This is a genomic window from Bradyrhizobium sp. UFLA06-06 (assembly GCF_054820065.1).
Window position 1 is genome coordinate 1 of the sequence record NZ_JADFUD010000093.1, and the last position, 22917, is coordinate 22917.

The window sequence follows — 22917 nt, forward strand, 5'->3', positions numbered from 1 at the left end:
GTTCGTCGGCAGCGTCAGATGTGTATAAGAGACAGGATCCCGGGCTGTCGGCGCATTGGTGAGTATCGCCTTGGTAAAAAAGGAAACAACGCCAGACCGACATCAATCCTTTTGTGATTAGAAATTTGCGGTGAATGCATCACCGCAAATAACCGTCGGCAGCCCTCCCTCTGTCGACGCGAGCTGGCGCGACGCTTAGCAGCCTCGTTCGCCCAGACTGACTTCCGCCCGGCCCTCGAATGAGGCCGGGCTTTTTTCCGATAAATGCGCAGCTTTGCTGTTCCAGCTAACCCCCGTCTGATGATTGCTAGAAGTTTAGGAGACAACAGTCCTGGTGGCCTTCGAAATGCTGCCCGCATGGCCTTTGTGACGCTTAACCGTAACCGGTATGAGCTCCCACGTCGGCGGTGATCAGCGTGCGCGTGCGTAGCGGATCGGCATCCAGTATTGGCGCATGGCCTCGACGGCTGCGGGAATATCGAGGTGGGCGTTGCGCAGAGAGTCTCGGGTCTCGCGGCCGGTCCGTGGCGGTCCGAGCAGCGGACCGGCCTGATCGTCGCGACAGTGAAGCAGGATGGGCAGAAGCAGGCGGTGATTGACGTTGCTGGCGTCCAGCAATGGCGCCCACGCCGACAGCCTGAGCCGCATCGCGGCGTAGAATCCCTGGCACCATGGTCGCGGATCGACGACGCCGTTGGGTTGACGCCGGTGCATCGGGGCGAACTGGTTAGGCGTGGTGGAAAGGATCTGGCTGATCTCGTTATGACGCAGCGCGACGGCGGAGATCGCAGCGAACTCCGGGGTGCCGCCGTGGTTGAAGGCATCGGCATCGATGGCAAGCAGTGGGCATATCCAATCGAGCGGGCTCATCGACACCGGTCCGGCCACGATCGCGGCGACGTAGCCGTCGAGCATGGGGAGACCGGTGGCGGCGGGATGCTGATCGACGCGGGCCTGGAGCCATTGCTCGAGCTCCGCAAGCGGCATGGCGGCGGCCGCCATCGACGATGAAGCTTTAGGGCGACGTGGGCTCATGCTGCAGCCTGTGCGATGCGCTCACGGGCCGCCTTCCAGTTCCAGACGAGCAGCTCGTGGAGCTGGTGGCTCTTGGTTCGCCCGGAGACAATCCGCTCCAGCACGTCCGTCAGATAGATCTGAGGATCGAGTTCATGGAGTTTTGCCGTGTTCACGATCGACGACAGGATCGCCCAGCTCTCGGCGCCGCCTTCGCTGCCGCTGAACAATGAGTTGCGTCTTCCCATGGCAATCGGGCGCATGGAACGCTCTACCGTGTTCGAATCGACCTCGACGCGGCCGTCGCGAAGAAACAGCGTCAACCCGTCCCAGTGATTGAGTACATAGTTGATCGCCTCCGCCAGCTTCGACTGCGAGAAGAGCTGGCCAACCATTGTGGTCAATCGTGCCTTGATCGCCTCCATCAACGGAGCGGTCCTGGCGCGACGGACGGCGAGCCGCTGCTCGGCGCTCGAGCCGCGGATCTCGGCTTCGATCGCATAGACCGCCTGCAGGCGTTCGATCACCTCGCGCGCGAACGGCGACTGCGTCGTCTTGAACACCTCGACGAACTTACGGCGGGCATGGGCGAGACAAAAGGCGAGCTGGATCTCGCCGCCATGATCGCGGGCGAGCGCCTTGTAGGCGGCATAGCCGTCCACCTGCAGAATGCCGGAAAAGTCCGTCAATTGTCCGGCGATCTGCTCCGTGCCGCGGCCGGCAGCGAACACGTAGGCAACCGCCGGCGGCGAGGGCCCGCCCCATGGTCGGTCATCCATGGCATGCGCCCAGAACTGGCAGATGCGGGTGCGATGTCGTCCGGGGTCGAGCACCGGCATCGGCGTCTCGTCGCAGAACACGCGCGCCGCGCTCTGGATCGTCCTCAGCTGAAGCTCATAGAGGCTTTTGAGCCACCAGGCGGCACGCCTCACCCAGCCGGCGAGCGTCGCGCGGTCGAGCTGGATGCCCTGGCCGGCCAAGATCTGCACCTGCCGGTACAGCGGCAGATACCAGGCGAACTTCGAGACCACCACGTGGCTCACGAGTGCGGTCGAGGCCATGCCGCTCTCGATCAGGCGCGGCAGCACCTTCGCTTGGACCACACCATCGGTGCAGCTGCGGCAGCCAAATTTGGGACGGATCGTGCGCAGCACCCGCAGGATCGCCGGGATGATGTCCAGCACCTCGCTGACGTCCTCGCCGATCTTGTGGAGCTGACCCTGGCAGCACGGGCAAGCCGTCGCCTCCGGCTCCAGCACCTGCTCGCAGCGCGGCAGGTGCTTTGGGAGTGCGCCGATGTTGCGGCGCGCCTTCTTCCGCGGCGGCTTGCCAAGCGGCTTCGCCGCTGCCGCATCGTCGTTGGCAGCGGCAGGTGGCGTGGCGTCGGTCTCGAGATCGCCCAGCTCAAGCGCGAGTTGCTCGTCCACGAGCACCGCAAGTCGCTCCGAGCGCTTCCCGAAGATCATCTCCTTGAGCGTCTGCATCGCCACGCGCAGCTTCTCGTTCTCGGCGTCAAGCGCGAGCACCATCTCGGTCAGAGCTGACGGATCGGTCGGGAGAGCGTCGGGGCGAATCGCCATGACCAGACGATACATCCGCGCGCGACACGCTCCAGCGAAATCCTCGCCTCTCAGCCGACAACGGCCGGCTGCTTCACAGGCTTGGGTGAGACACGCGTCCACTCGAGCCCGTCGACCAGCATCGCGAGCTGCGTCGCACTCAAACGCACCGCGCCGTCGCGGATCGGCGGCCAGGTGAAATGCCCTTCGTGCAACCACTTCGTTACAAGCACCATGCCGTTGCCGTCCCACGCCAGCAGCTTCACTCTGTCGGAACGTTTGGAACGGAAAACGAAGACGGTGCCGTCATAAGGACTCGTGTGTAACGCTTCGCTCACCAGCGCCGACAGCGTGTGCACCGACTTGCGAAAGTCGACCGGCTGGGATGCCAGCATCACCTTGAGGTCGGGCCGCAGCGCTATCATCGATCGCCTCTGAGCACCGACAGCACCGTGCAAAGCGTCGCAGTGTCCACTTCTCCCTCGACGCGAATGCGCGCCCCACTCACCTCGATCTCGACCACCCCACAGGCCATGGTCGGCGGCGCGGTCACCTTCAAGGGCCTCGCTTGCGCCGACGCTGCGAGCTGGCCGCTCTCGGCGCCAATCTGGATCGGCACGAAGCTCGGCGCCTTGCCGGCCATTGCCGTAATCTGGCGTCGCCACACCGTGAGCAGCCCGCGGGAAACGCCGTTGCGCCGCGCTACCTCGGAGATGTTCGTGCCTTCCTCAAAACTCTCCGCCACGATCCGGGCCTTCTCCTCGCCCGTCCATCGTCGCCGCCGGCGCTCCCCGGTGATCACCTCGACACGACGATAGGAGTCACCTTCCTGCCTGGCATCAAGCATGGCATTTACCATCGATCCACCTCCTCCGAGCAACTCATGCCAGGCTCTATCGCGCGTAAGCCCAGGGTGGGCTAGGTGGGGGCCTCATGCCGGTTACGCTGAATACGAGCACGTATTGTTCGAACAACCGCACGGCCATCCGGCCGCCGAGGCTGCGGGGAAGCCGCTGCACCGAGGCAGGATCGGTCGTTACGTCCAAGATCTGACGCGAGCCCAGATCGAGGAATTCGAGCAGATCGCCGAAAGTGAGCTGAGCCGACTTGGGTATCTGTCGGCTCCCCGCCTGTCTGGCGACGCGTGAGCCGCCCGCGCTGTTCCGCCGCGCCTCGTGGACTGCCACGAAGCTATCTTGCGCTGCTCGTCGGCCAGACCATTTCGCTGCTGGGCTCTAATGTAACCTTGCTGGCGCTGCCGCTAACCGCAATCACGTTGCTGGACGCGGGACCGGCGCAAACGGGGCTGCTGTTGGCCTGCGGTCGAGCGCCGTACCTGGTGGTGAGTCTGTTCGCCGGGGTCGTCGTGGACCGCCTCCCGCATCGGGGGATCCTTTTGACCGCCAATCTGGTGATGGCGGCGACGCTGGCCACAATTCCCTTGTTCGCCAACCTTGGACATCTTGGACTGGTTCAGTTGTACACGACGAGCATGCTGGTTGGGGTTGCCGCAGTGATCGCTGACGTGGCTTATCTGGCGTGCATACCCACCCTGCTAGATCGCTCACAGCTGGTTCGGGCACAGAGTTCATTGGAGCTCAGCCAAGCGGGCGCGATGGCAGCAGGTCCGTTCCTGGCCGGTTGGCTCGTCAACGAATTCTCTGCCCCGACCGCAATACTGGCGGACTCGATTTCATTTTTGCTTGCCGCCGCGTTGCTGTCTCTGGTGCCCCTGCGTAACGCTGGGTGCTCGGAGGCCGCGCCGAGAGCAGTGCTCGGCCAAGTCGCCGAGGGTTTGGTAAGCCTGTTCGGCAATCCGGTTTTGCGGGCAGTCACGTTGGCGAGCGGCACATTCATCTTTTGGCACAACGCGTATTCTGCGGCGTTTCTGCTGCATTTGACCAAGGATCTCGGGTTTGACAGCCGGCTCGTCGGCATGGCGCTCGGCATCGGTGCGCTTGGCGGTGTGGTCGGTGCGGCTAGCTCACCGCGGGTGGGCCGGGCGATCGGCCTCGGCCCAACTTTAATGATCGGTTTGGCGGTGAGCGCCGGCGGAATGAGCTTGGCGGCCCTGCTCACCCAGCCCTGGTGGGCCGCAGTGGCATGCGTGACCCTCTCTCAATTCATGCTGTGGATCGGCCAAGGGATCTACAACGTGCAGCAGGTTCCCATTCGATATGCGTTGGCCCCGCCGCACTTACAGGGCCGGATCAATGCGAGTATCCGCAGCGTGGTGTGGGGACTGGCCTCATTGGGGGCGCTCGCCGGCGGCGCGGTCGCTGCTGCGACGAGCCTGCGCACCACGTTGCTCGCGAGCAGCGTGCTTGGCATGGCCTCCATAGTGTGGATTTGGCCGCTGCGCCAGGCGCGCAGCTTGCGTCTATGACCGCGACGGACTGGCTCATGGACATCAAAGAATTTGGCGATCTTGATCGGCAGCCTGGGCGGCTAATGGTTTGGCGGATCAACGTCACCGAGCCGATCAGCTGGCGGGCTGACCCGCGCCGCCCGTCCTATGTGCAAGAGGAACATCTTCGCTCTGCGGACGATGGCCGACCGGGCTGGCTCGGCGCAGCATTCGAGTTGCCAGGCGAGCTCAATGCCGCTGCGCTGACCAAAGCGATCCTTGGCTGGGTCGATCGGCACGAGGTATTACGCAGCCGATTGGCCAAGGATGGATCGGCAATGCGTCGCGCCACGATTGATCCAGGCGCTGCAGCGCTTGAGCAAACCGTGGTGAGTGACTGCGCCGATAGCGGCGAAACTGCTCAGCTGCTCGAAAAACTGTTTGACGCGGAGACCAACCCGCTGCGCTGGCCGGCGTACGTCTTCGTGACGATCAGCCGGCCGACATCCACGAGCCTCCTGCTCGCCTCCGACCACTCTGTTAGCGATGCCTACTCGATGGCCTTGGTACCGTATGAGATCCACGAACTGTACACAGCCGCGATCCGTCGAGTGGAACCCCAGCTGGCGGCGGTGCACAGCTATCTGGATCACGCCGAGGCCGAACGAGAGCGATTGACCGATCTAACCGATGACCATCCTGCTATCTGCCATTGGCGCGAGCTGATCGCGGCGAACGGCGGTCAATTGCCGGACTTTCCGCTATCATTCGATACGCCGGAGAAATCCTTGCAGCGGAGCGGAAAAATGTGGCTGCTCGATGCGGCTGGCGCATGCGAATTCGATCGCGGCTGCAGGTCCCAGGGCGGAAACGCGGCGACGGGAATTTTCGCCTGTCTGGCGCTGGCAGGAAAGACACTGGCGAACCAACGACAATTCCACGCCGTTGCACCCTTTCACACCAGGTACGATCTGCGATCGATGCGTTCGGTTGGATGGTATGTCGGGATGAGCCCGGTGAGCTTCCGGGTGGCCGATACGTTGCCGGAAATCCTGAACGCCGCCCGGTTCGAACTCAAACGCGCCAAGAAAACGGCTCAGGTGCCATTTTCAAAGGCCATGGAGCTGCTCGGCACCACACTGCGCGACCGTTTCATGGTATCCTATATGGACAATCGGACGGTGCCCGGATCGGACCGCTGGCCCCATTGGCGGACGCGATTTCTGATTAGCCGTAGCTCCGATGCGTGCGAGACATACCTATGGATCAGTCGCTGGCAGGACGGAATTTCCGTGAACTTCCGCCACCCTGGTACAGCCACCGCGCGAAGTGCGATGGACAACTATCTTGCTGAGGTGGCCGCGCAGGCCCATCTGATCAGCGGCGCCCGTCCGCTACCGCGGCTCTCAATCGACTGACAGGATGGCCGAGAGGTTAGCGTTCTTGACCAAGAACCGCTCGCGTTACGATCACGATCATTCGGGTGACCGGAAGGGAGCTAAATTAAGGAGCCGAGAGCGCCATCTGCTCCGAGGCGGGCGCAAGCATAGGCCCTATCTGCTCTATCTTTTGGTTCGGGCGACTTTCTCGCGCGTGGCTTTGCGAGCGATCAAGATGATCCTCGCCAGAGGCCAAGTCGACACAATTCTTGCTCCGGACAGCAACGTGCGTAGTGCCGACCAGGATTTCGGGTCTACCACCAGCCAGATATTGCGATCAATTGCGAGTTAGCATCCTCACATCCATGCCTTTCTTGCATTGAGCTAGCGATGGCACGGTCATTGCAAGTCTTCGTTCAATGAATGGATTCGCCCCCACACGGCAGGCGTTGATTTTACGGGATCATGCGCTGATGCAGGCATATTCGTGCATGAAGGCGCAGAGGCTCATCGACGATGCTTTGTGCCAGCGACGTATCACGGAATACAAGCTGCAGCCGATGAGCGGCGACGAACTCGCTATCCAACGCCCCACTGGCGATTGACTTGGGCTGGAGACGAATGTTTCGGCATGACGGAACAATAGCGGTGGAAAGCGCGTAATTGAAGTGGCGCATCTTAAGGATCTACGAGAACTGATGCAGCTGCTTTGGCATTTGTTCGAAGCAGTGAACCGCCTTCCGAGGGGGCCAGAGCATACAGCAGCAGTTCGGACGATTAAGCGCTTTGAGCGTCGGCTGGCAGTATTGGTTCAGGCATCTGAGAAAGCTCGAGCTGCTCGCCCCGGAGTCGCGAGCCGTGCCGCCCCGCCAAACAAATGATCGTCAAACGATAATAGTATTTATCGAAGGTACCTAAGTGCGCTATCGCCAAGGCCTGCATAGCGACCGAGACGGGAACGTGAGGCTTGCAGCATCCATTCGCGCGGTGATCGGCCGTCCTGCGGCGCTGCGCCGCAGAGAATCCGAGGCAGGTCTTCCGGGGAATGACGACCAGGGCCGGATGTGATAGGCGCTAGAAGCGTGTATTCTTAAGCAATACATCACCTTCCACAGCGCGGGGATAATGAGCCGCCACTTCGAATGACGGCAATAGATCAAGAATAGCCTGCAGCGACAGCTGACCTTCGTAGAGCTCTCGGTCGCTATACTCCGTGTACACGAAGCGCGTATTGCTCAAGGTCTGCATGCCGCCTGCAATGACGTCGGCCTCCGCGCCTTGGACATCCATCCAAATGAAGTCAACCGTGTTCAGCTTAGCCTCGCTGCACCAATCGTCCAGCCGCCGGGTTTCAACCGAGAACGGGCGATCGAACCGAACCCAATCATACTCGGTAAGATGGTTTTTCGGTCGGCGTATCGAGCCGGAGAGATCCCATTCTTTTGCTTCTCCATCTGCATTGCTTGGATGGAAATCGATCGTCCCGTTTCTATCACTGATCGCGATTTCAAGCAGCTGCACCTTATCGAGGGAAAGGCCCAACTTCTTCTTGAAGCGCGCGATCGCCCGAGGGTCCGGCTCGAAGCAGTAAAGCTGAGCTTGTGGGCACAGGGTAAGAAACTGTTGCGTATCGGTTCCGTCATTGCAGCCGATATCCAAGATGACCGGATCGGGCTTCTGAAGAAGTGAAACGATATGCTGATGTACTTCTACAGACGACACAGGTTGTTTTCCTATTGGCGCGGAGATCGGTTGGATTCGCCATCAACTTCGCAATCACACGCCAGACGCTTCGGCACAACGTATATCAACGTATATAATCCATATGCCGGTCCCAATCGCCTTGATCCATCAGCGCTATGCAGCGCCGTCGACGCAAAACAGCCCGGCCGTATAGTTTTCCTTTAGCCAGTTCGTACGAGCAGCTTTGCTCGCAGGGCCGACAAGGAAGAGCCGTGAAAAAGATAGGGAAGGAGACTGTCGGCGCTTGATTGCTATCCCATTCGTGGGCCGTGATCGGCCTGATCTTGTTGCGCCGAGCGTGCACGACCTTGATCCATGCGCGTGACGGTAAACTCATATTTTGACGAGAAGCAATGTCAGGTTGGCAACAGCTTGGCGAGCTGTGTACACAAAAACGTTTGCTTCCCGACGAATGCACGAGCGGGCCAAGCGAGAGATTCAGCACGATTGCAGGCAGATCGCTCGGCTCATCTTTGGCCTGGCTCTTGCAACAATGAGGCTGCTCAAAAGGCGCCCATTGTCAACTCGTTCAAATGCTCAGGAGGCCTACATGAATTTCCGTCCGCTTCACGACCGCGTCGTGGTCAAGCGCATCGACGCTGAAGAGAAGACAGCTGGCGGCATCATCATTCCCGACACAGCCAAGGAAAAGCCCTCGCAGGGCGAAGTCGTCGCGGTTGGCCCAGGCGGCCGTGACGAGACCGGCAAGTTGATTCCGATCGACGTAGAGGTCGGCGATCGCGTGCTGTTCGGAAAGTGGTCAGGGACCGAGGTGAAGGTCGACGGTCAGGAGCTGTTGATCATGAAGGAGAGCGACATTATGGGCGTTCTCACCGATGTGTTTTCCAAGAAAAAAGCCGCCTAGTCCCAGCCCTCCACATCCACTCCGCCCTTGACAAACGCCTTGCCCGGGCGCGTCGAAGGATGAGAAACTGAACTGAGGAAATTCGATTATGTCAGCCAAGGAAGTCAAGTTCGGCGTAGAAGCGCGAGACCGCATGTTGCGCGGTGTCGACATTCTCGCCAACGCCGTGCAGGTCACCCTCGGTCCGAAGGGCCGCAACGTGGTGCTCGAGAAGTCGTTTGGCGCTCCCCGCATCACCAAGGACGGCGTCGCCGTCGCCAAGGAGGTGGAGCTCGAGGAGAAGTTCGAGAACATGGGTGCCCAGATGGTGCGCGAGGTCGCGGCCAAGGCAGCGGACGCCGCCGGTGACGGCACCACCACCGCGACCGTGCTTGCGGCTGCCATCGTGCGCGAGGGCGCCAAGTCGGTCGCCGCCGGCATGAACCCGATGGATCTGAAGCGCGGTATCGACCTCGCGGTCGAAGCCGTCGTTGCGGACCTCCAGAAGAACTCGAAGAAGGTCACCTCGAACGAGGAGATCGCCCAGGTCGGCACCATCTCCGCCAACGGCGACGCCGAGATCGGCAAGTTCCTCGCCGACGCCATGAAGAAGGTCGGCAACGAGGGCGTCATCACGGTCGAGGAAGCCAAGTCGCTCGAGACCGAGCTCGACGTCGTCGAGGGCATGCAGTTCGACCGCGGCTACATCTCGCCCTACTTCGTCACCAACGCCGACAAGATGCGCGTTGAGATGGAGGACGCCTACATCCTGATCAACGAGAAGAAGCTCTCCTCGCTGAACGAGCTGCTGCCGCTGCTCGAGGCCGTGGTGCAGACCGGCAAGCCGCTGGTCATCGTCGCCGAGGACGTCGAAGGCGAGGCCTTGGCCACGCTCGTCGTGAACCGCCTGCGTGGCGGCCTGAAGGTCGCGGCCGTCAAGGCTCCGGGCTTCGGCGATCGCCGCAAGGCCATGCTGCAGGACATCGCGATCCTGACCGGCGGCCAGGCCATCTCGGAAGACCTCGGCATCAAGCTCGAGAACGTCACGCTGCAGATGCTCGGTCGCGCCAAGAAGGTGATGATCGACAAGGAGAACACCACGATCGTCAACGGAAGTGGCAAGAAGGCCGACATCGACGCCCGCATAGCCCAGATCAAGGCGCAGATCGAGGAGACCACCTCGGACTACGACCGTGAGAAGCTGCAGGAGCGCCTCGCCAAGCTCGCAGGCGGCGTCGCGGTGATCCGCGTCGGCGGCGCGACCGAGGTCGAGGTGAAGGAGCGCAAGGATCGCGTTGATGACGCGATGCACGCGACCCGCGCGGCTGTCGAGGAAGGCATTCTCCCGGGCGGCGGCGTCGCCCTGCTCCGGGCCTCCGAGCAGCTCAAGGGCCTGCGCACCACGAACGACGACCAGAAGACCGGCGTCGAGATCGTGCGCAAGGCGCTGTCCTGGCCGGCCCGGCAGATCGCGATCAACGCCGGTGAAGATGGCTCGGTCGTGGTCGGTAAAGTCCTGGAGAAGGATCAATACCCTTACGGCTTCGACGCGCAGACTGGCGAGTACAGCAACCTTGTCTCCAAGGGCATCATTGACCCGACCAAGGTCGTGCGCATCGCGGTCCAGAACGCCTCCTCGGTGGCGGCGTTGCTGATCACGACGGAAGCGATGGTTGCCGAGCTGCCGAAGAAGATCGCGCCCGGTCCCGCGATGCCTCCGGGCGGAGGCATGGGCGGCATGGACTTCTGATCCCTCCTCTCAAAAGGATCGACAGGCAGAACCCTGGCAGCAATGCCAGGGTTTTCAACTTCGGGCAAACTTGCAACCACACCGCCATTGTCAGGCTGAGTTGGATCGGCAGTTGGCCCCGAGAAGCACAACGGCCGAAGCCATCCAGCCGTTTATATCAGCGACGCTCCGACCCAGCCCAAGATGGCTAGTCTGACTTTTCTCCCGGCGCCGCTCGGCTTGAAAATGAATCGGGCTCCCACATGGATTTCCGGGGCTGCTGAACCGGAATCCGCAACCGCTGTTCCCAAATTGGCTCCCTTCGCGGCATGGTTCCAAAGTAAGCGGCAAAGAGACCCCGTCTGGCGGAGTGGGTAAGCGATCGGCTATCGGCTGCTGAGTTTGTGAGCCGATGTGAGCTTCTATGTCTGCGCCTAGTTCTGGAACTAGAACCTTCCATATGATCGAAGCGGTTGCCGAGCGTCTTGAGGGAGCGCCGCGGCAGCTTCGCCGACGCTGGTCGGACGAGTTTAAGGCGCAAGTTGTGACAGAGGCGCTGGAGCCTGGCGCGAGTGTCTCGGCGATCGCCCGCCGGATTGGCATTCACCCGTCGCAGCTGTTCGCCTGGCGCCGTGATGCTCGGGCAGAGCGACATTGTCCCGCGCGGCACTCGAGTTGCGAGGGTGTGGTGGTGTCTGCGGCAGGCGCAGTGATCGAAATTGCCATTGGCGAGGTGATCGTGCGCGCCGGCGTGGACGTCGACGAGGCGCAGTTGCAGCGGGTGATCCGGGCGGTGCGTTCGGCATGATCCCCTCCGGCGTGAAGGTGTTCCTGGCTAGCCATCCAGTCGACTTCCGCAAGGGTATCGATGGCCTTGTTGCGCTGGTACGCGATGCCGGCTCAGATCCGTTCGATGGTTCGCTTTATGTGTTCCGCGCCAAAAGAGCCGACCGAATAAAGATCGTATGGTGGGATGGCTCTGGCGTGTGCCTTTATTTAAAACGGCTTGAGAAGGCGAGGTTCTGCTGGCCGCGGATCGGACATCATCGGGTGCAGCTGAATGCTGCGCAGTTGATGGCCCTGGTCGATGGGATGGACTGGAAGCGGGTCCGGACCGCGGCGGTCAAGCCGCCGGAGATTGTTGGGTAAAAGCACTGCGGCGAAGTGAATCAGTGAGCTGAAAGGGCAAGAGAACAGGGGCAAAATGTGCTCTGGTAGGCCCAATGATGCCGCCCGATCTCAACCTCCCAAATGACGTGGAGATGCTAAAGGCCATGGTGCTTGCCATGGCCGAGAAAGCGGCCCGCGCCGATGCTCTGGAGAGTGAGGTCGCCGATCTCAAGGCCTGCAACGCCGATGCCGATGCGCGCATCGAGCGACTGACACAGATCCTGAAGGCCTTCGACCGCGCCCGGTTCGGCCGACGATCGGAAAAGCTCGGCTCTGCGAATGGCGACGTCGAACAGCAAGCCTTTGTCTTCGAGGAGATCGAGACCGGCATCGCTGCGATCAAGGCCCAGGTCAGCAAGGGCCGTGCGCAAGCGGATAGCAAGCGTGCACCGCGTCGGCGCAAGGGCTTTGCGCCCCATCTGGAACGGATCGAAACTGTCATTGAGCCGGAAGAGCTGGCTGAGCATGCCGGCAAGCAGAAAGTGCTGATCGGCGAGGACGTGTCGGAGCGTCTGGATGTGGTGCCGGTAAAGTTCCGTGTGATCGTCACGCGCCGTCCCAAGTATGCGTTCAAGAACGCGGACGGCGTGATCCAGGCGCCGGCCCCGGCCCATATCATCGAAGGAGGCATTTGTCACTGGGCGGTGAATACTCCCCAAATGTGGGCATCGAAAATTCCCTAGCTGGCATCCCAGCCTGAAGGGGCCGCGGCGCGCAGGCCCCACATACCGGAGCGCTGCGGCCCTTTCAGGCTTTCCGCATCCGATCCTGTCGCCGAAGCGATTCGGGGGCGGAACGGATGATCCAGCTTGGAGATCTCATTGTGATTTTGGACCTTCATCGTCAGGGCTTGTCGATCAGCGCGATCGCCCGGCGCACGGGACGCGACCCGAAAACGATCCGCAAATACATTGCGCGTGGCCTCGAGCCACCCGCCTATGGCCCGCGGCAGGCTGGCCGGCCGAGCAAGCTGGCGCCCTATCTCGATTATCTGCGTGAACGTATCGCCGCGTTCCCGGACTTGAGTGCCGTCCGCTTAACACGCGAGCTTCGGGAGCACGGCTACACTGGCGCCTATACGGCCGTGAAACGCTTCGCGGCTGCGATCCGTCCTGACCACGTACCTAAACCCTTTGAAGTGCGATTTGAGACGCCTGCCGGGAAGCAGGCGCAGGTGGATTTTGCTCGCTTCGTGAGCATCTTTACCGACGAGCCCGGCGTGACGCGGATCATTTGGCTGTTCTCGATGGTGCTCGGCCATTCGCGCTTTATCTTCGCCCGCTTCGTCATGCATCAGGACCTACAAACGCTGCTGCGCTGCCACATGCAGGCTTTTGCGGCGATCGGCGGCGTCCCGATCGAGATCCTTTACGATCGTATGAAGACGGCCGTCACAGGCGAGGATCGCGATGGTCACATCGTCTATAATCGGTCGCTCCTGGCGCTTGCACAACATTACGGCTTCCATCCGAGGGCCTGCCGACCGTATCGCGCGAAGACCAAGGGCAAGGTCGAGCGTCCGTTCAGCTACATCCGGCAGGACTTCTTCCTTGCGCGCAGCTTCCGCAATCTCGACGATCTCAACGCTCAACTCGACGACTGGCTCGCGACTGTCGCCAACGCGCGCGTGCACGGCACCACGCAGAAAGTCGTCGCTGAGGCGTTTGCCGCCGAGAGGCCCGAGCTGCAGATGTTGCCGGCAGGGCCGTTCGACGCGTTGCTCAAGCTCGAACGGCGTGTCAGCCACGACGGGCTCGTGTCGATCGGCGGCAACTATTACAGCGTCCCCGACCGTACCCGCCGCATTGTCGAGGTGCAGCAATTGCCCGATGTAATCCGCATTCTCGATCAAGGCCAAATCGTCGCCGTCCATCCTGTTTTGGAAGGCCGCCGACGAACCCGTGTCGCACCCGAGCATCGCCAGGTGGTCAATCGGTCCAGGTCGCGACCTGGCGCCTCCGAAGCCCTCGTCGGTCGGACCGGCGATCACATCCCACGACGGTCGTTGGAGTTTTACCAAACTGTCGGCAAACGGCTCGCCCAATCGGGAGGCCGGCCATGACCATCCACACGCAGCCGGCAGCGATCGACAGCGTCAAGAAAAGCCTGGTCGCACTCAAGATGCCGCGCGCCCTGGAAATACTGGACACGACGCTCCGCCGCGTCGAGCAGGGTGAGGTCACATGGATCGAAGCGCTTGATCAGCTGCTGATCGAGGAGCTAACGCTGCGCGACAATCGCCGTGTCAGCACCGCGCTGAGAATGTCGCGCCTGACCACCGTCAAAACGCTCGCCGGCTTCGACTTCGCATTCCAGCCGTCCCTCGATCGCAATCGTATCCTGGCTCTTGCCGAATTGAAGTTCATCGACCGCGCAGAGGTGGTCCATCTGCTTGGGCCACCCGGCACCGGCAAGAGCCATCTCGCGACCGCGCTCGCGGTCGAGGCCGTGAAGGCTGGAAAGAGCGTCGCGTTCGCCACGCTCGCCGATATCGTCACCACCCTTGCAAAAGCCGAGCGCGAAGGCTCTTTGCGTGAGCGCCTACGGTTCCTTGCCCGCGCCTCCCTCCTTGTCGTCGACGAAATTGGTTACCTTCCAGTCGTGCCCGGCGGCGGCAACCTGTTCTTCCAGTTGGTCAATGCGCGCTATGAGAAAGGCGCGATGATCTTGACTTCGAACCGCGGATTCGCCGAATGGGGCGAAGTTTTTGGCGATCCTGTCGTTGCCACGGCATTGCTTGATCGCCTGCTTCACCACGCCGTTGTCATCCAAATCGAGGGATCGAGTTATCGGCTCCGGCAGCACGCCGCTCTGGTGCCGGAAAACGTCCGCTCGCGCCCACTCGCAAACCCGCCGCAGCCCAAGCGCCGCGGCCGCCCGCCTGGAAAGGCCAATGACGATCCCGATGCCGGCTGATCCCCGAAACCAAAGTCGTCGCCGTCACCTAGGGAAATTTGGAAGCCCATTCTCACGGAAAGTTCGCCGCCCGTTGACAGCATTCCGACGGAAGCGCTTTTGGCCCAGATCGCCGTCGCCAAATATGCCGACGGCCTGCCGCTCTACCGGCAGGAGGCGATCTACGCCCGCGACAAGGTCGAGCTAGACCGCCAGTTGATGGCGCAATGGATGGGCAAGCTCGGCTTCGAGCTGGAGATCCTGGCCGACTACATCTTCAGCGAGGTCAAGAAGGCCGAACGGGTCTTTGCCGACGAAACCACTTTGCCGACGCTCGCTCCGGGCTCCGGATCGACGAAAACGGCCTATTTGTGGGCCTATGCCAGGGATGACCGAACGTTTGGCCGCGACGGTCCCCCGATGGTGGCTTATCGCTTCGAAGACAGCCGCTCCGGCGAATGCGCGGTCCGGCACCTCAATGGTTATCGCGGCATCCTGCAGGTGGATGGCTATGCCGCCTATAACAAGCTCGCGCGATCCGATCGCGGCAATGATGGCATCACATTGGCTGGCTGCTGGTCACACTGCCGGCGCAAGTTCTACGAGTTACATGTTGCAGGGAGCTCAGAAGTGGCAACGGCGACGGTCGAGCGGATGGCGAAGCTTTGGCAGGTCGAGAAGACCGTGCGCGGTCAAAGCCCCGACGCACGCGTCGCCGCGCGCCAGCAAGCCTCCGCGGCGATCGTCGCAGATCTCTTCGACCTCTGGCAGCAGACCTTGCGGCGGATCTCCGGCAAATCAAAACTGGCTGAGGCGATCCGCTATGCCGTCTCGCGCCGCGCCATCTTCGAGCGCTTCCTGGCCGACGGCCGCATCGAGCTCGACTCCAACATCGTCGAACGCGCCATCAGGCCACAAACAATTACGAGAAAGAATAGTCTCTTCGCTGGCAGCGACGGCGGCGGACAAACCTGGGCGACTATCGCAACACTGCTGCAGACGGCGAAGATGAACAACATCGATCCGTTCGCCTGGCTCGCCGTAACGCTTCAGCGTATCGCCAACGGTTGGCCGAGCAGCGAACTCGACGCGCTTATGCCATGGAACCACGCCGCCTGACGGCCTCAGCTTGCCGCTTACGTTCCAAACACGGAGATACCGTGCGAACCACTGGGCGCAGAAGCCGCTCGGAATGAAGTCAAGTCCCGCGTGTGGTAGGCGGTCGCGTTCCGGCCCATAAAGAGGTTCAGTGCTCTCGGCGCGCCAATCGGTCCGAAAATCAAACGCCTAGAATTTACGACCGTTCGCATTTTACTTGCCGATCGCTCGTTGTTTGTAGATCAAGCTAACTTGTTCATCGAACGACTTAACGGCAACTTTCGCCGATGGTAGCCGTAGATCCGAACATCTTCGCGGATCTGCTCGCTGACCGAGCGCACGATACGTTTCTTCCGCCAGTTCCTGTTGAGATCGATCGGAATGGAATTGCCTCGAGGAACGACAAGAAGATCGTTCCGTTCGTTCAAGTAGACATCGTACATTGAAGTCCTCGCTCCAGGTCAACATAAGCCGAAGCCCCAGACCTTTGGTGACTTGGACGACACAGTCTCAAGAAAGCCGAACAGGGTGCTTTGCTCTCGGAACGCCTAGGCTGGCAGGGACGAATTCTGCTTCATCTAGGCAACAGGGACGAAGCTGAAAAACACTTCAGACTAGGCACCGTCTCGATCGGCGGGAGTCGGAGGCCTCGGCTTGGGTTGTTTTAAGCTCGTCGTTCCTAATGGTGCCGACCTATGCAACTAGCCGTGGCTTTCCGTGCTGCTTGCTTTCTAGTGATCCGGCTGGCGTCTATAACCTAATATCTGTTTCTGGGCTCAGTTGGCATTATCCTGCCCCTCATTTCGGGAGACCCCTTTTTGAAATGAAGGAAGTTACAGACATCATAACATTCTACGTCATTCAAGCGGAAGCCATACGACGATATGTGGTTCACCAGAAAGACCGGATCGAAAGCGAACGCCTTGAACCCGTTGGAACAATCTAATCGAACATAGTCATCCGTGCGCGCCACCCCCTTAACGGTGATGCCACAAAGGTCATAGTATTCATGGCGAGCCACCGTTGCCGTCTCGCTCGTCGAAAAGAGCGACAAAGCTAGATCAAAAGGCGCTTTACAGACCAGCGACAGAAATTCCATCGGCGCATCCATCGTGCCAATGAAATTAAATGGCAGTATGCAGAGCACCTTTCCATCATATCGGCGCATTATCTCGTCGATTAACCGCGTTCTTTCGAAGAATTTTCTGGCTTCGCAGCGGATAACCGCTCCTCTCCGATTTTTTAACCGACGCATACGAGGTGGATTTATTTCAATGCCAAGATAATCATTGTCATCGTTCTTAATGCCGATAAGGCGGTAGCCACTACAACCTACTTCTATGATCAGCTTGTAGTGGGTCTTGCACAGGAGATCGAGGTAAAATAGTCTCTCACGACGATGAAATTGCCGCACCTCGGCAGTGAAGTAGCTCGGACGCATGAGACGTACGCCTTCATCGCCTAGGTAGATCGCTCGATTGACTTGCTGGGATCGGAGCGCGGAGGAGTTCACCGGTGCCTCATATCATCTCTTGCGGATGAGACGTAAAGCCTACGGCATCGTCGTCCCATCGCCGTAGTCAATTCGTCGCTCAGCATTTTCGCGGCTGATGCCATATCCCCGACCGTCTGCTCGGGGCAGATGAGGTCCACCACTGTACCGGGCGGCGTCCAACTCTCGGGCAGGTCGGTTACGTCAATGGTAATAAGGTCCATCGAAACGAAGCCGACGATAGGCGCACGACGACCATATATGAAGACATGCCCTCGATTACCCAGAGTACGCGGAAATCCATCTGCATAACCAATCGCGGCGGTCGCGACCCGCATCCGCTTCTTTACTGTGTAGGACCTGAAGTATCCGATCGCTTCCCCATGCTCGACTTTACGGCATTGAATAATTTGCGTTCGCAGATGAACAACTTGCATTGGCTTGAAATCGGGATCCTCGGACGTCGAGAAGCCGAAAATTCCTCCACCCGATCTTACGAGGTCAAAATGAAACTCACGTCCGGCGAACAATCCGGCCGAATTCGATAGGGAAAGATGCGCATTCGGGAATAAGTGGGAAAGTCTGCGAAACCGATTCAGTTGTTGGAGACAAATCTCGTCTCGCCACTCTGCACAGGCGAGCTGACTCATGAACAGCACGACAGGCAATTCAGATAATCCGCTTCTATTTTCGGCGATTGCGCGCAACTCATCAATGGAAAACCCCAATCGAGACAGGCCAGTGTCGACATGAATTCCTGCGGGCAGCGCGCGATTGCGAAGTCGGCAATGCCGAAGCCAGGCCTCCAATTGTTCCCTGCTGTTGAGGATCGGCAGCAAATTGTGCTGCTCGGCCGCCAGCTCCATGCCCGGCAAAGCGCCGTAGAGCATATAGATCCTTGCCGATGATGGCAGCACATCGCGCAGGGCGACGCCCTCCTCCACATCAGCGACGAAAAAATGCGCGCAGCCGAGGGAAGCCAGGAAGGGCGCTATACGTGTCGCGCCAAGACCGTAGGCATCAGCCTTGAGGACGGCGCCGCAAGCGCTGCGAGGCGCAAGCCCCTGGCACTTCCGATAGTTGGCTTCAATGGCGCTGAGATCAACAATCATGGTCGATCTCGACGTCTCGCGAACGGACTCTACAGGTTTATGATAGGGATAGGCTTCGAGACCAATCGGCATATGTCATCTCATCACGCCACGCCGACGACAATCAATGGTGAGAATACAGTGATCGAATTGCCTCTTCCGCGCACGCGGGCCCAAAACGAAACCCGTTACCTCCACCGCCGCCAACGACATACAGGCCGGCGACATCTTGAGCTGGGCGAGAGAACGGGACACCATCGTCAGAATAGCAGTCGCAAAACACACGCGCTGATGCGATCGCGGGAATGTCAGGAGAAAACCATTTTGTCAGGATTGCGTTGGCGCGTGCGAGATCATCCGAACTGACGTGCAGCCCGCCGGTGTCAGGTCTCACATCCCATTCGTGCGAGGTGAAACTGAACAACCAATACCCCTCTTCGATCATAGGGATCAGGAACGCATAGTCATCGAACAAGCCGACCATTGGACAGTTCGTTGTAGGGCGCGCCGCCAAGTGAAGCGCGACGACCTTTTTAACTCGCAATCGCGGCCCCTCCGCTAAATGCGCGCGCAACGGTGACTCTGGCAGCCATGGACCGATTGCCAGAACGGCCCGCCTCGCCGAGAGTTCGCTATCATCAGATGTCTGAAGACTAATATGGCTCGGTCTTTGCCGTATCCGTGCAATCGATGTGCGCTCCCGTATCGAAGTTCCGACAGCCTTGAGCCGTTGGGCCAGATCCCGAACAATGGAATTGACTGGGCAGTAAGACCCCCGATCCAGCGCCACGACCATATCGCCGGGAATCAAAAATTGCGGCAGCGATAAAAGCCTCTCCCTCAGCGCAAAAGAAGTCGATGGGGCGGTGCCGACCACACAGCTCATTCGCGTGAGTTCTTCCGGATCGCGCGTCAACCACAATACGTCGCAGTCTCGACCGCTGGGCCACCCATGGGGATAGATCTCTCGCCAAATCTTTGAACCACGATTGAGGAGGCTTCTTTCCTTTTCATTACGACCGATGTTGATTTGGATTCCCGGGGCAAACCCACTGGCACCAGACCCAACGGTCTCTCGATCGAAGATCACGATTCTATCCCGGGGCCGGCTATTCGCTGCAATGAAGGCGGCACTCAGGCCCATGACGCCCGCGCCCATGACCGCCAGGTCGTAAATGCTGTCGGTCATCGAGCTCCCTCCCAGGCGATAGACAAAGCGCCCAGAATTTCGCTGCCGCGATTCTCCAAATAATGGGTTCGATGGGGCTGCAGAAACACCAGATCGCCGGCCTTGATGGCCAATTCTCCATCGTCAGTTATCACACGACCTTGGCCGCTCGTGATGCGCCAGATCTCGCAGGAAGAATGGGAATGAGGCGTCGACACAGCGAACGGATCTAGCCGAAATTCGATGAGCTCGACGGGACAAGGGGTCCGGGATTCGCCGATTTCTTCAACGTGCTGCAAGACGACACCGGGGCTATAGATCGTCATGTCGCCCAGGGCCATCAACCGTGCATTCTTCATGGCAAACTCCGAAAGATCCAGTTGTCGTGGCAGACTTGTTCGCCGGTCAGCAGGCCCTCTCGAAGCCAACGCTACTCCACTCGATGACGCCGGTTCCCGGCGCGCAATCGTAGGCGACGCGGCCGATGATTGAATTGAGGATTTGCGAAGCGCGCCAAGGAACCAGGCTTAGATTTGTATCGGCAATGCCACGTTGAAGGCGTGCGCCATTCTGGACGTACAAACGGCACTTTTCGGGACCGTCAAAACGAGCCGAGAACTCCTTGTCGACTACGATTTCTTGAGAGCCACCCGGAGCATTCAAGACCTTGAGCCGACCTGCGATCGGCTCAAGAAACGATGGGATTTCGGTGCGGTAGCCTGTGGCTAAGACGACAATGTCTGCGACATGTTGTGAAGAAGTGCCTGTCTTCCGCTGACGCAAATCCAAGCGAAAGGGAGACATGCCCCGCAAGTCTTCGGCCGTGGTGTCCACGTATACCTTTACGTGCGCGGGGTAGGACTGTCTATGAACCTCGCGGTCGTACAGCGTATTGTAGATAGCGCGCAGCGTCGAGCAGTTCACGCCATCGCTCGCCAACGATTGTCGCTCAAGAGTTTGCTTCCGGGCGGCTTCACTCTGGTCAAAGAACCAGTCACCATGTTGCGGAAAGAACCATTCATTGACGAAAGGACTGTCTTCGAGCGCAAATATGCTTGCGCGGCGCGTCACCCAGGTCAGGGTTCCCAATGGACCGCATGCACCACTGAGGAGATGAAGGAATATCTCAGCCCCGCTTTGGCCGCCGCCTACGACCACGACACGCTTGCCGGAAAGCTCACGTCGCCGCAGGAGAAGGGTACTCCCGTGAAACACCTCGTTTGGCGGCGCATTCCTGCCCCACTCAGGAACAGACGGTACCCTGCCCACGCCAAGCACAATCGTACCGGTTTGGTACTTGCGGCAATTCGTTATGATATTAAAGGCCTCGCCGCGCAGTTCGACTGCGCTCACGTGCTCGCCGAATTGGATGTTCGCCAGCTTCGCCGCTGCCCAGCGCAAATAGTCCTCAAATTCACTACGAGTAACAGACGCCAGCCCCCGAACAATAGCTTGATAAAGTCGCTTCTTATCATGCAAGTAGGCGAGGAAACTGTATGCACTCGTCGGATCAGCCGGTGTGACCAAGTCCTTTAGCGGGCTGGTTTGCATGACGGCACCTGCCAAAAGCAGACCGGGATGCCACTTTACCTTCTCTGAGCTCTCAAGGACGTTCAACGAAATGTCCAGAATCGGAGCCGCAAGCGCTGCCAGACTCAGATTAGCCGGCCCCGCACCGATCGCGATGACGTTATAGCTGTCGGCGTGCTTCAGCATCCCATGATCCCTACAAGGAGCCAGTCAATGTTCTCGGCTGCCCGAGAAAACTTGAGTTGCAAGAAGGACTGCATTCGCGACGATAAGCACCATCATGGTTATAAGCAGATTATCGAAGCCGCCGGCCTTCACGATTTGCCCTGCGATGCATGGAAATCCGAATAGGCCAATGAAGTAGGAGAGCGTGAAGACTTGAGAGGCAATAGCCAACGACGTGCCTTCCGTGTCAGCAATGTACACGACCATACTGTTCAGGGTCGAATAGCTGAGACCGTATCCCAGCGCGAACATCATTGTTCCGATGATGTAGTTCGCCGTACTGCCTACATTCACGAAGAGGATGAATAGCCCTCCGATAGTGCATATGCTGAGAACCGCGGCTACGCGCTCAAGGCGAAACTTTCCAATTATCGGCGCCACAGCGAACCGCATGAAGACGGCTGTCAGCGTGAAAACAAGAAAGAATGTGTCGGCAGACTGCGATCGCGATGCAGCATAGAGCGTTTGGAATGTGAAAAGACCGGCGAAGACGCATGCCCCAAGGCCGATCATGATGATCGGATATCGCGTGTTCGATTTGAGGGCTTTTAGCACGCCTTCCACGTTGAGACGTACAGTTGGCAGTTTGGTCTGAGGAGCGTGCGCCAGCCCCCTACCGGCGAACTCCAAGAACGTCGCGCCAACGAGACATGCAGCCGCAAATAGGGCGTACACCGCAATGTAGGATCCCGCAGTCACCGCGACGGTGCGCGCGAGAGGAGAAGCAAGCCCGATACCCAGCATTTGAGACCCGGAAAGCAAGGTCAAATACTTGATACGGGCTTCAGCCCGCACGTGACCCAGGACTTGAAGCGGCGCCAGCATATAGAAGCCAGACCACCCAATGCCGAGAAGAAGTCCTCCGACGTACGCGAAGAGCGTTAAAGTTGACGCTAATGCGAAAGATATCATCGCGGCCGCCATCATCACTGCGGCCACGGTGATAGTTCGCATTAAGCCAAGTGAATCTGCGATCCGGCCGACCATTAGCGAACACAGTATCGTTGCGATCGTACCGGTCGAGATAACGGCTCCGGCGGTCGTGGCGCTTTGCTGAATGGACCGCAGGGCGTCCACGAGAAAGAAGCTCGAGCCATAGGATGCGGCCAAGCTAATACTACCAAGCATGAAAGGAATGGAGACTTCTAACGGCATTGCACTGGGCAGCTTCTCGGCAGGAACGATGTTCGCGACTGTCACGCTGCAATCCTTCCGGGAAGGCATCGTTCAATATCTGAAACCGCCAACCTGCGCCCATCGATCTTCGGTGCCGCTCCATTTCGGTGAGGTGAAGGCGTCGAAGCGCGTGCGGCAACGGGATGGCCGCTATGACCGAGCCAACGCCATAAAGCTTCTGTTATCTTGGGCATCAGCGGCCAAGCCAGTATGCAGAGCCCCATAAGCCAGGCGTAGGCGGTCTTATGGTTCGGCGAGCCATCAAGATGATCAACCCATTCGATAAGCGGCCGCGACGATTGCGATACCCGTAGACGGTCGAGCGAAAGCGCGGCGCACTGCTTTTCGTAGAGTCGATCCAACGTAACCATCATCGCACCATCAACGTGACATCCAGCGAGAGAAGGCATCGAGTTTAGGGCTGTCTCTTATACACATCTGACGCTGCCGACGAACT

Annotated in this window: 22 protein-coding genes and 2 pseudogenes; 12 read left to right on the forward strand and 12 right to left on the reverse strand. The window is 59.6% G+C overall.

Features of this window, described 5'->3' with window-relative positions:
• Positions 1-411: 411 nt before the first annotated feature.
• The 4 genes from IF803_RS39495 to tnpA are packed head-to-tail and all read right to left on the reverse strand — an operon-like array spanning position 412 to position 3432.
• Entirely contained in the window at positions 412-1002 is a 591-nt protein-coding gene (locus tag IF803_RS39495; protein WP_018270224.1) for a UPF0149 family protein, read from the reverse strand.
• Positions 1003-1031: 29 nt separating this feature from the next.
• Positions 1032-2594 (reverse strand): IS66 family transposase, encoded by a 1563-nt coding sequence (tnpC, locus tag IF803_RS39500; protein ID WP_129964824.1) that lies wholly within the window; start codon positions 2592-2594, stop codon positions 1032-1034.
• A gap of 50 nt (positions 2595-2644) precedes the next feature.
• A complete protein-coding gene (tnpB, locus tag IF803_RS39505) occupies positions 2645-2998 on the reverse strand; it encodes an IS66 family insertion sequence element accessory protein TnpB (protein WP_018268845.1) in 354 nt (117 codons plus the stop codon).
• Positions 2995-3432: an IS66-like element accessory protein TnpA gene (gene tnpA / locus IF803_RS39510; protein ID WP_038381409.1), complete on the reverse strand. Its 438-nt coding sequence runs from the start codon at positions 3430-3432 to the stop codon at positions 2995-2997. The genes tnpB (IF803_RS39505) and tnpA overlap by 4 nt, the downstream gene beginning before the upstream one ends.
• 103 nt (positions 3433-3535) lie before the next feature.
• Between tnpA and IF803_RS39515 the strand changes: the two genes are divergently transcribed.
• From IF803_RS39515 to IF803_RS39530, 4 genes are all read left to right on the forward strand, one after another.
• On the forward strand, positions 3536-3721 hold the full coding sequence (locus tag IF803_RS39515) for a hypothetical protein (RefSeq protein ID WP_038376181.1): 186 nt from the start codon (positions 3536-3538) through the stop codon (positions 3719-3721).
• A complete protein-coding gene (locus IF803_RS39520) occupies positions 3718-4959 on the forward strand; it encodes an MFS transporter (RefSeq protein ID WP_461195849.1) in 1242 nt (413 codons plus the stop codon). Before IF803_RS39515 ends, IF803_RS39520 begins: the two co-directional genes overlap by 4 nt.
• A 17-nt stretch (positions 4960-4976) precedes the next feature.
• A complete protein-coding gene (locus IF803_RS39525; protein WP_233475763.1) occupies positions 4977-6338 on the forward strand; it encodes a condensation domain-containing protein in 1362 nt (453 codons plus the stop codon).
• A gap of 380 nt (positions 6339-6718) precedes the next feature.
• A complete protein-coding gene (locus tag IF803_RS39530) occupies positions 6719-6904 on the forward strand; it encodes a hypothetical protein (protein ID WP_016845961.1) in 186 nt (61 codons plus the stop codon).
• A gap of 469 nt (positions 6905-7373) precedes the next feature.
• On the opposite strand, the gene IF803_RS39535 is transcribed toward IF803_RS39530, so the two are convergent.
• Positions 7374-8021: an FkbM family methyltransferase gene (locus tag IF803_RS39535; protein ID WP_016845960.1), complete on the reverse strand. Its 648-nt coding sequence runs from the start codon at positions 8019-8021 to the stop codon at positions 7374-7376.
• Positions 8022-8592: 571 nt separating this feature from the next.
• On the opposite strand from IF803_RS39535, the gene groES reads away from it, so the two are divergent.
• The 8 genes and pseudogenes from groES to tnpC (IF803_RS39575) form a co-directional block, all read left to right on the forward strand.
• Entirely contained in the window at positions 8593-8907 is a 315-nt protein-coding gene (groES, locus tag IF803_RS39540; RefSeq protein ID WP_016845959.1) for a co-chaperone GroES, read from the forward strand.
• A gap of 88 nt (positions 8908-8995) precedes the next feature.
• Positions 8996-10636 carry a chaperonin GroEL gene (groL, locus tag IF803_RS39545; protein ID WP_168858704.1) on the forward strand — a complete coding sequence of 547 codons (1641 nt, stop codon included), beginning with the start codon at positions 8996-8998 and terminating at the stop codon, positions 10634-10636.
• Between the two features lie 439 nt (positions 10637-11075).
• Complete coding sequence (locus tag IF803_RS39550) at positions 11076-11423, forward strand: transposase (protein ID WP_018270221.1); 348 nt, start codon at positions 11076-11078, stop codon at positions 11421-11423.
• Positions 11420-11764, forward strand: a complete 345-nt coding sequence (gene tnpB, locus IF803_RS39555; protein WP_016844268.1) for an IS66 family insertion sequence element accessory protein TnpB — start codon at positions 11420-11422, stop codon at positions 11762-11764. The genes IF803_RS39550 and tnpB (IF803_RS39555) overlap by 4 nt, the downstream gene beginning before the upstream one ends.
• A 74-nt stretch (positions 11765-11838) precedes the next feature.
• Positions 11839-12417: pseudogene (locus IF803_RS39560) on the forward strand (transposase domain-containing protein); the annotation flags it as partial.
• A gap of 167 nt (positions 12418-12584) precedes the next feature.
• The gene (istA, locus tag IF803_RS39565; protein ID WP_016844266.1) at positions 12585-13847 is read left to right on the forward strand and encodes an IS21 family transposase; all 1263 of its coding nucleotides are present in this window, start codon (positions 12585-12587) and stop codon (positions 13845-13847) included.
• Positions 13844-14701, forward strand: coding sequence for an IS21-like element helper ATPase IstB (gene istB, locus IF803_RS39570; RefSeq protein ID WP_016844265.1), 858 nt, complete (start codon positions 13844-13846; stop codon positions 14699-14701). The genes istA and istB overlap by 4 nt, the downstream gene beginning before the upstream one ends.
• Before the next feature lie 78 nt (positions 14702-14779).
• Positions 14780-15799 (forward strand): annotated as a pseudogene (gene tnpC / locus IF803_RS39575) (IS66 family transposase); the annotation flags it as partial.
• Between the two features lie 221 nt (positions 15800-16020).
• On the opposite strand, the gene IF803_RS39580 reads toward tnpC (IF803_RS39575), so the two are convergent.
• From IF803_RS39580 to IF803_RS39610, 7 genes are all read right to left on the reverse strand, one after another.
• Entirely contained in the window at positions 16021-16221 is a 201-nt protein-coding gene (locus tag IF803_RS39580) for a hypothetical protein (RefSeq protein WP_075968505.1), read from the reverse strand.
• Positions 16222-16535: 314 nt separating this feature from the next.
• Complete coding sequence (locus IF803_RS39585) at positions 16536-17219, reverse strand: hypothetical protein (RefSeq protein WP_016841045.1); 684 nt, start codon at positions 17217-17219, stop codon at positions 16536-16538.
• A gap of 68 nt (positions 17220-17287) precedes the next feature.
• Positions 17288-18382: an alanine racemase gene (gene alr / locus IF803_RS39590; protein ID WP_016841046.1), complete on the reverse strand. Its 1095-nt coding sequence runs from the start codon at positions 18380-18382 to the stop codon at positions 17288-17290.
• 103 nt (positions 18383-18485) lie between these two features.
• The gene (locus IF803_RS39595) at positions 18486-19550 is read right to left on the reverse strand and encodes an NAD(P)/FAD-dependent oxidoreductase (protein ID WP_016841047.1); all 1065 of its coding nucleotides are present in this window, start codon (positions 19548-19550) and stop codon (positions 18486-18488) included.
• The gene (locus IF803_RS39600) at positions 19547-19888 is read right to left on the reverse strand and encodes a cupin domain-containing protein (protein ID WP_016841048.1); all 342 of its coding nucleotides are present in this window, start codon (positions 19886-19888) and stop codon (positions 19547-19549) included. Before IF803_RS39600 ends, IF803_RS39595 begins: the two co-directional genes overlap by 4 nt.
• Positions 19889-19934: 46 nt before the next feature.
• A complete protein-coding gene (locus tag IF803_RS39605) occupies positions 19935-21245 on the reverse strand; it encodes a lysine N(6)-hydroxylase/L-ornithine N(5)-oxygenase family protein (RefSeq protein WP_016841049.1) in 1311 nt (436 codons plus the stop codon).
• Positions 21246-21269: 24 nt separating this feature from the next.
• Positions 21270-22484 (reverse strand): MFS transporter, encoded by a 1215-nt coding sequence (locus tag IF803_RS39610; protein ID WP_240536982.1) that lies wholly within the window; start codon positions 22482-22484, stop codon positions 21270-21272.
• Between the last annotated feature and the right edge of the window lie 433 nt (positions 22485-22917).

Excerpts from the sequence above, each read along its gene's own strand:
- tnpB (WP_018268845.1), bottom strand. The coding sequence starts at position 2,998 with ATGATAGCGCTGCGGCCCGACCTCAAGGTGATGCTGGCATCCCAGCCG.
- IF803_RS39600 (WP_016841048.1), bottom strand. The coding sequence starts at position 19,888 with ATGAAGAATGCACGGTTGATGGCCCTGGGCGACATGACGATCTATAGC.
- IF803_RS39495 (WP_018270224.1), bottom strand. The coding sequence starts at position 1,002 with ATGGCGGCCGCCGCCATGCCGCTTGCGGAGCTCGAGCAATGGCTCCAG.
- IF803_RS39580 (WP_075968505.1), bottom strand. The coding sequence starts at position 16,221 with ATGTACGATGTCTACTTGAACGAACGGAACGATCTTCTTGTCGTTCCT.
- IF803_RS39525 (WP_233475763.1), top strand. The coding sequence starts at position 4,977 with ATGGACATCAAAGAATTTGGCGATCTTGATCGGCAGCCTGGGCGGCTA.
- IF803_RS39595 (WP_016841047.1), bottom strand. The coding sequence starts at position 19,550 with ATGACCGACAGCATTTACGACCTGGCGGTCATGGGCGCGGGCGTCATG.
- istA (WP_016844266.1), top strand. The coding sequence starts at position 12,585 with ATGATCCAGCTTGGAGATCTCATTGTGATTTTGGACCTTCATCGTCAG.
- groES (WP_016845959.1), top strand. The coding sequence starts at position 8,593 with ATGAATTTCCGTCCGCTTCACGACCGCGTCGTGGTCAAGCGCATCGAC.
- IF803_RS39530 (WP_016845961.1), top strand. The coding sequence starts at position 6,719 with ATGAATGGATTCGCCCCCACACGGCAGGCGTTGATTTTACGGGATCAT.
- istB (WP_016844265.1), top strand. The coding sequence starts at position 13,844 with ATGACCATCCACACGCAGCCGGCAGCGATCGACAGCGTCAAGAAAAGC.
- tnpB (WP_016844268.1), top strand. The coding sequence starts at position 11,420 with ATGATCCCCTCCGGCGTGAAGGTGTTCCTGGCTAGCCATCCAGTCGAC.
- groL (WP_168858704.1), top strand. The coding sequence starts at position 8,996 with ATGTCAGCCAAGGAAGTCAAGTTCGGCGTAGAAGCGCGAGACCGCATG.
- IF803_RS39550 (WP_018270221.1), top strand. The coding sequence starts at position 11,076 with ATGATCGAAGCGGTTGCCGAGCGTCTTGAGGGAGCGCCGCGGCAGCTT.
- tnpC (WP_129964824.1), bottom strand. The coding sequence starts at position 2,594 with ATGGCGATTCGCCCCGACGCTCTCCCGACCGATCCGTCAGCTCTGACC.
- alr (WP_016841046.1), bottom strand. The coding sequence starts at position 18,382 with ATGATTGTTGATCTCAGCGCCATTGAAGCCAACTATCGGAAGTGCCAG.
- IF803_RS39585 (WP_016841045.1), bottom strand. The coding sequence starts at position 17,219 with ATGCGTCCGAGCTACTTCACTGCCGAGGTGCGGCAATTTCATCGTCGT.
- IF803_RS39605 (WP_016841049.1), bottom strand. The coding sequence starts at position 21,245 with ATGCTGAAGCACGCCGACAGCTATAACGTCATCGCGATCGGTGCGGGG.
- tnpA (WP_038381409.1), bottom strand. The coding sequence starts at position 3,432 with ATGGTAAATGCCATGCTTGATGCCAGGCAGGAAGGTGACTCCTATCGT.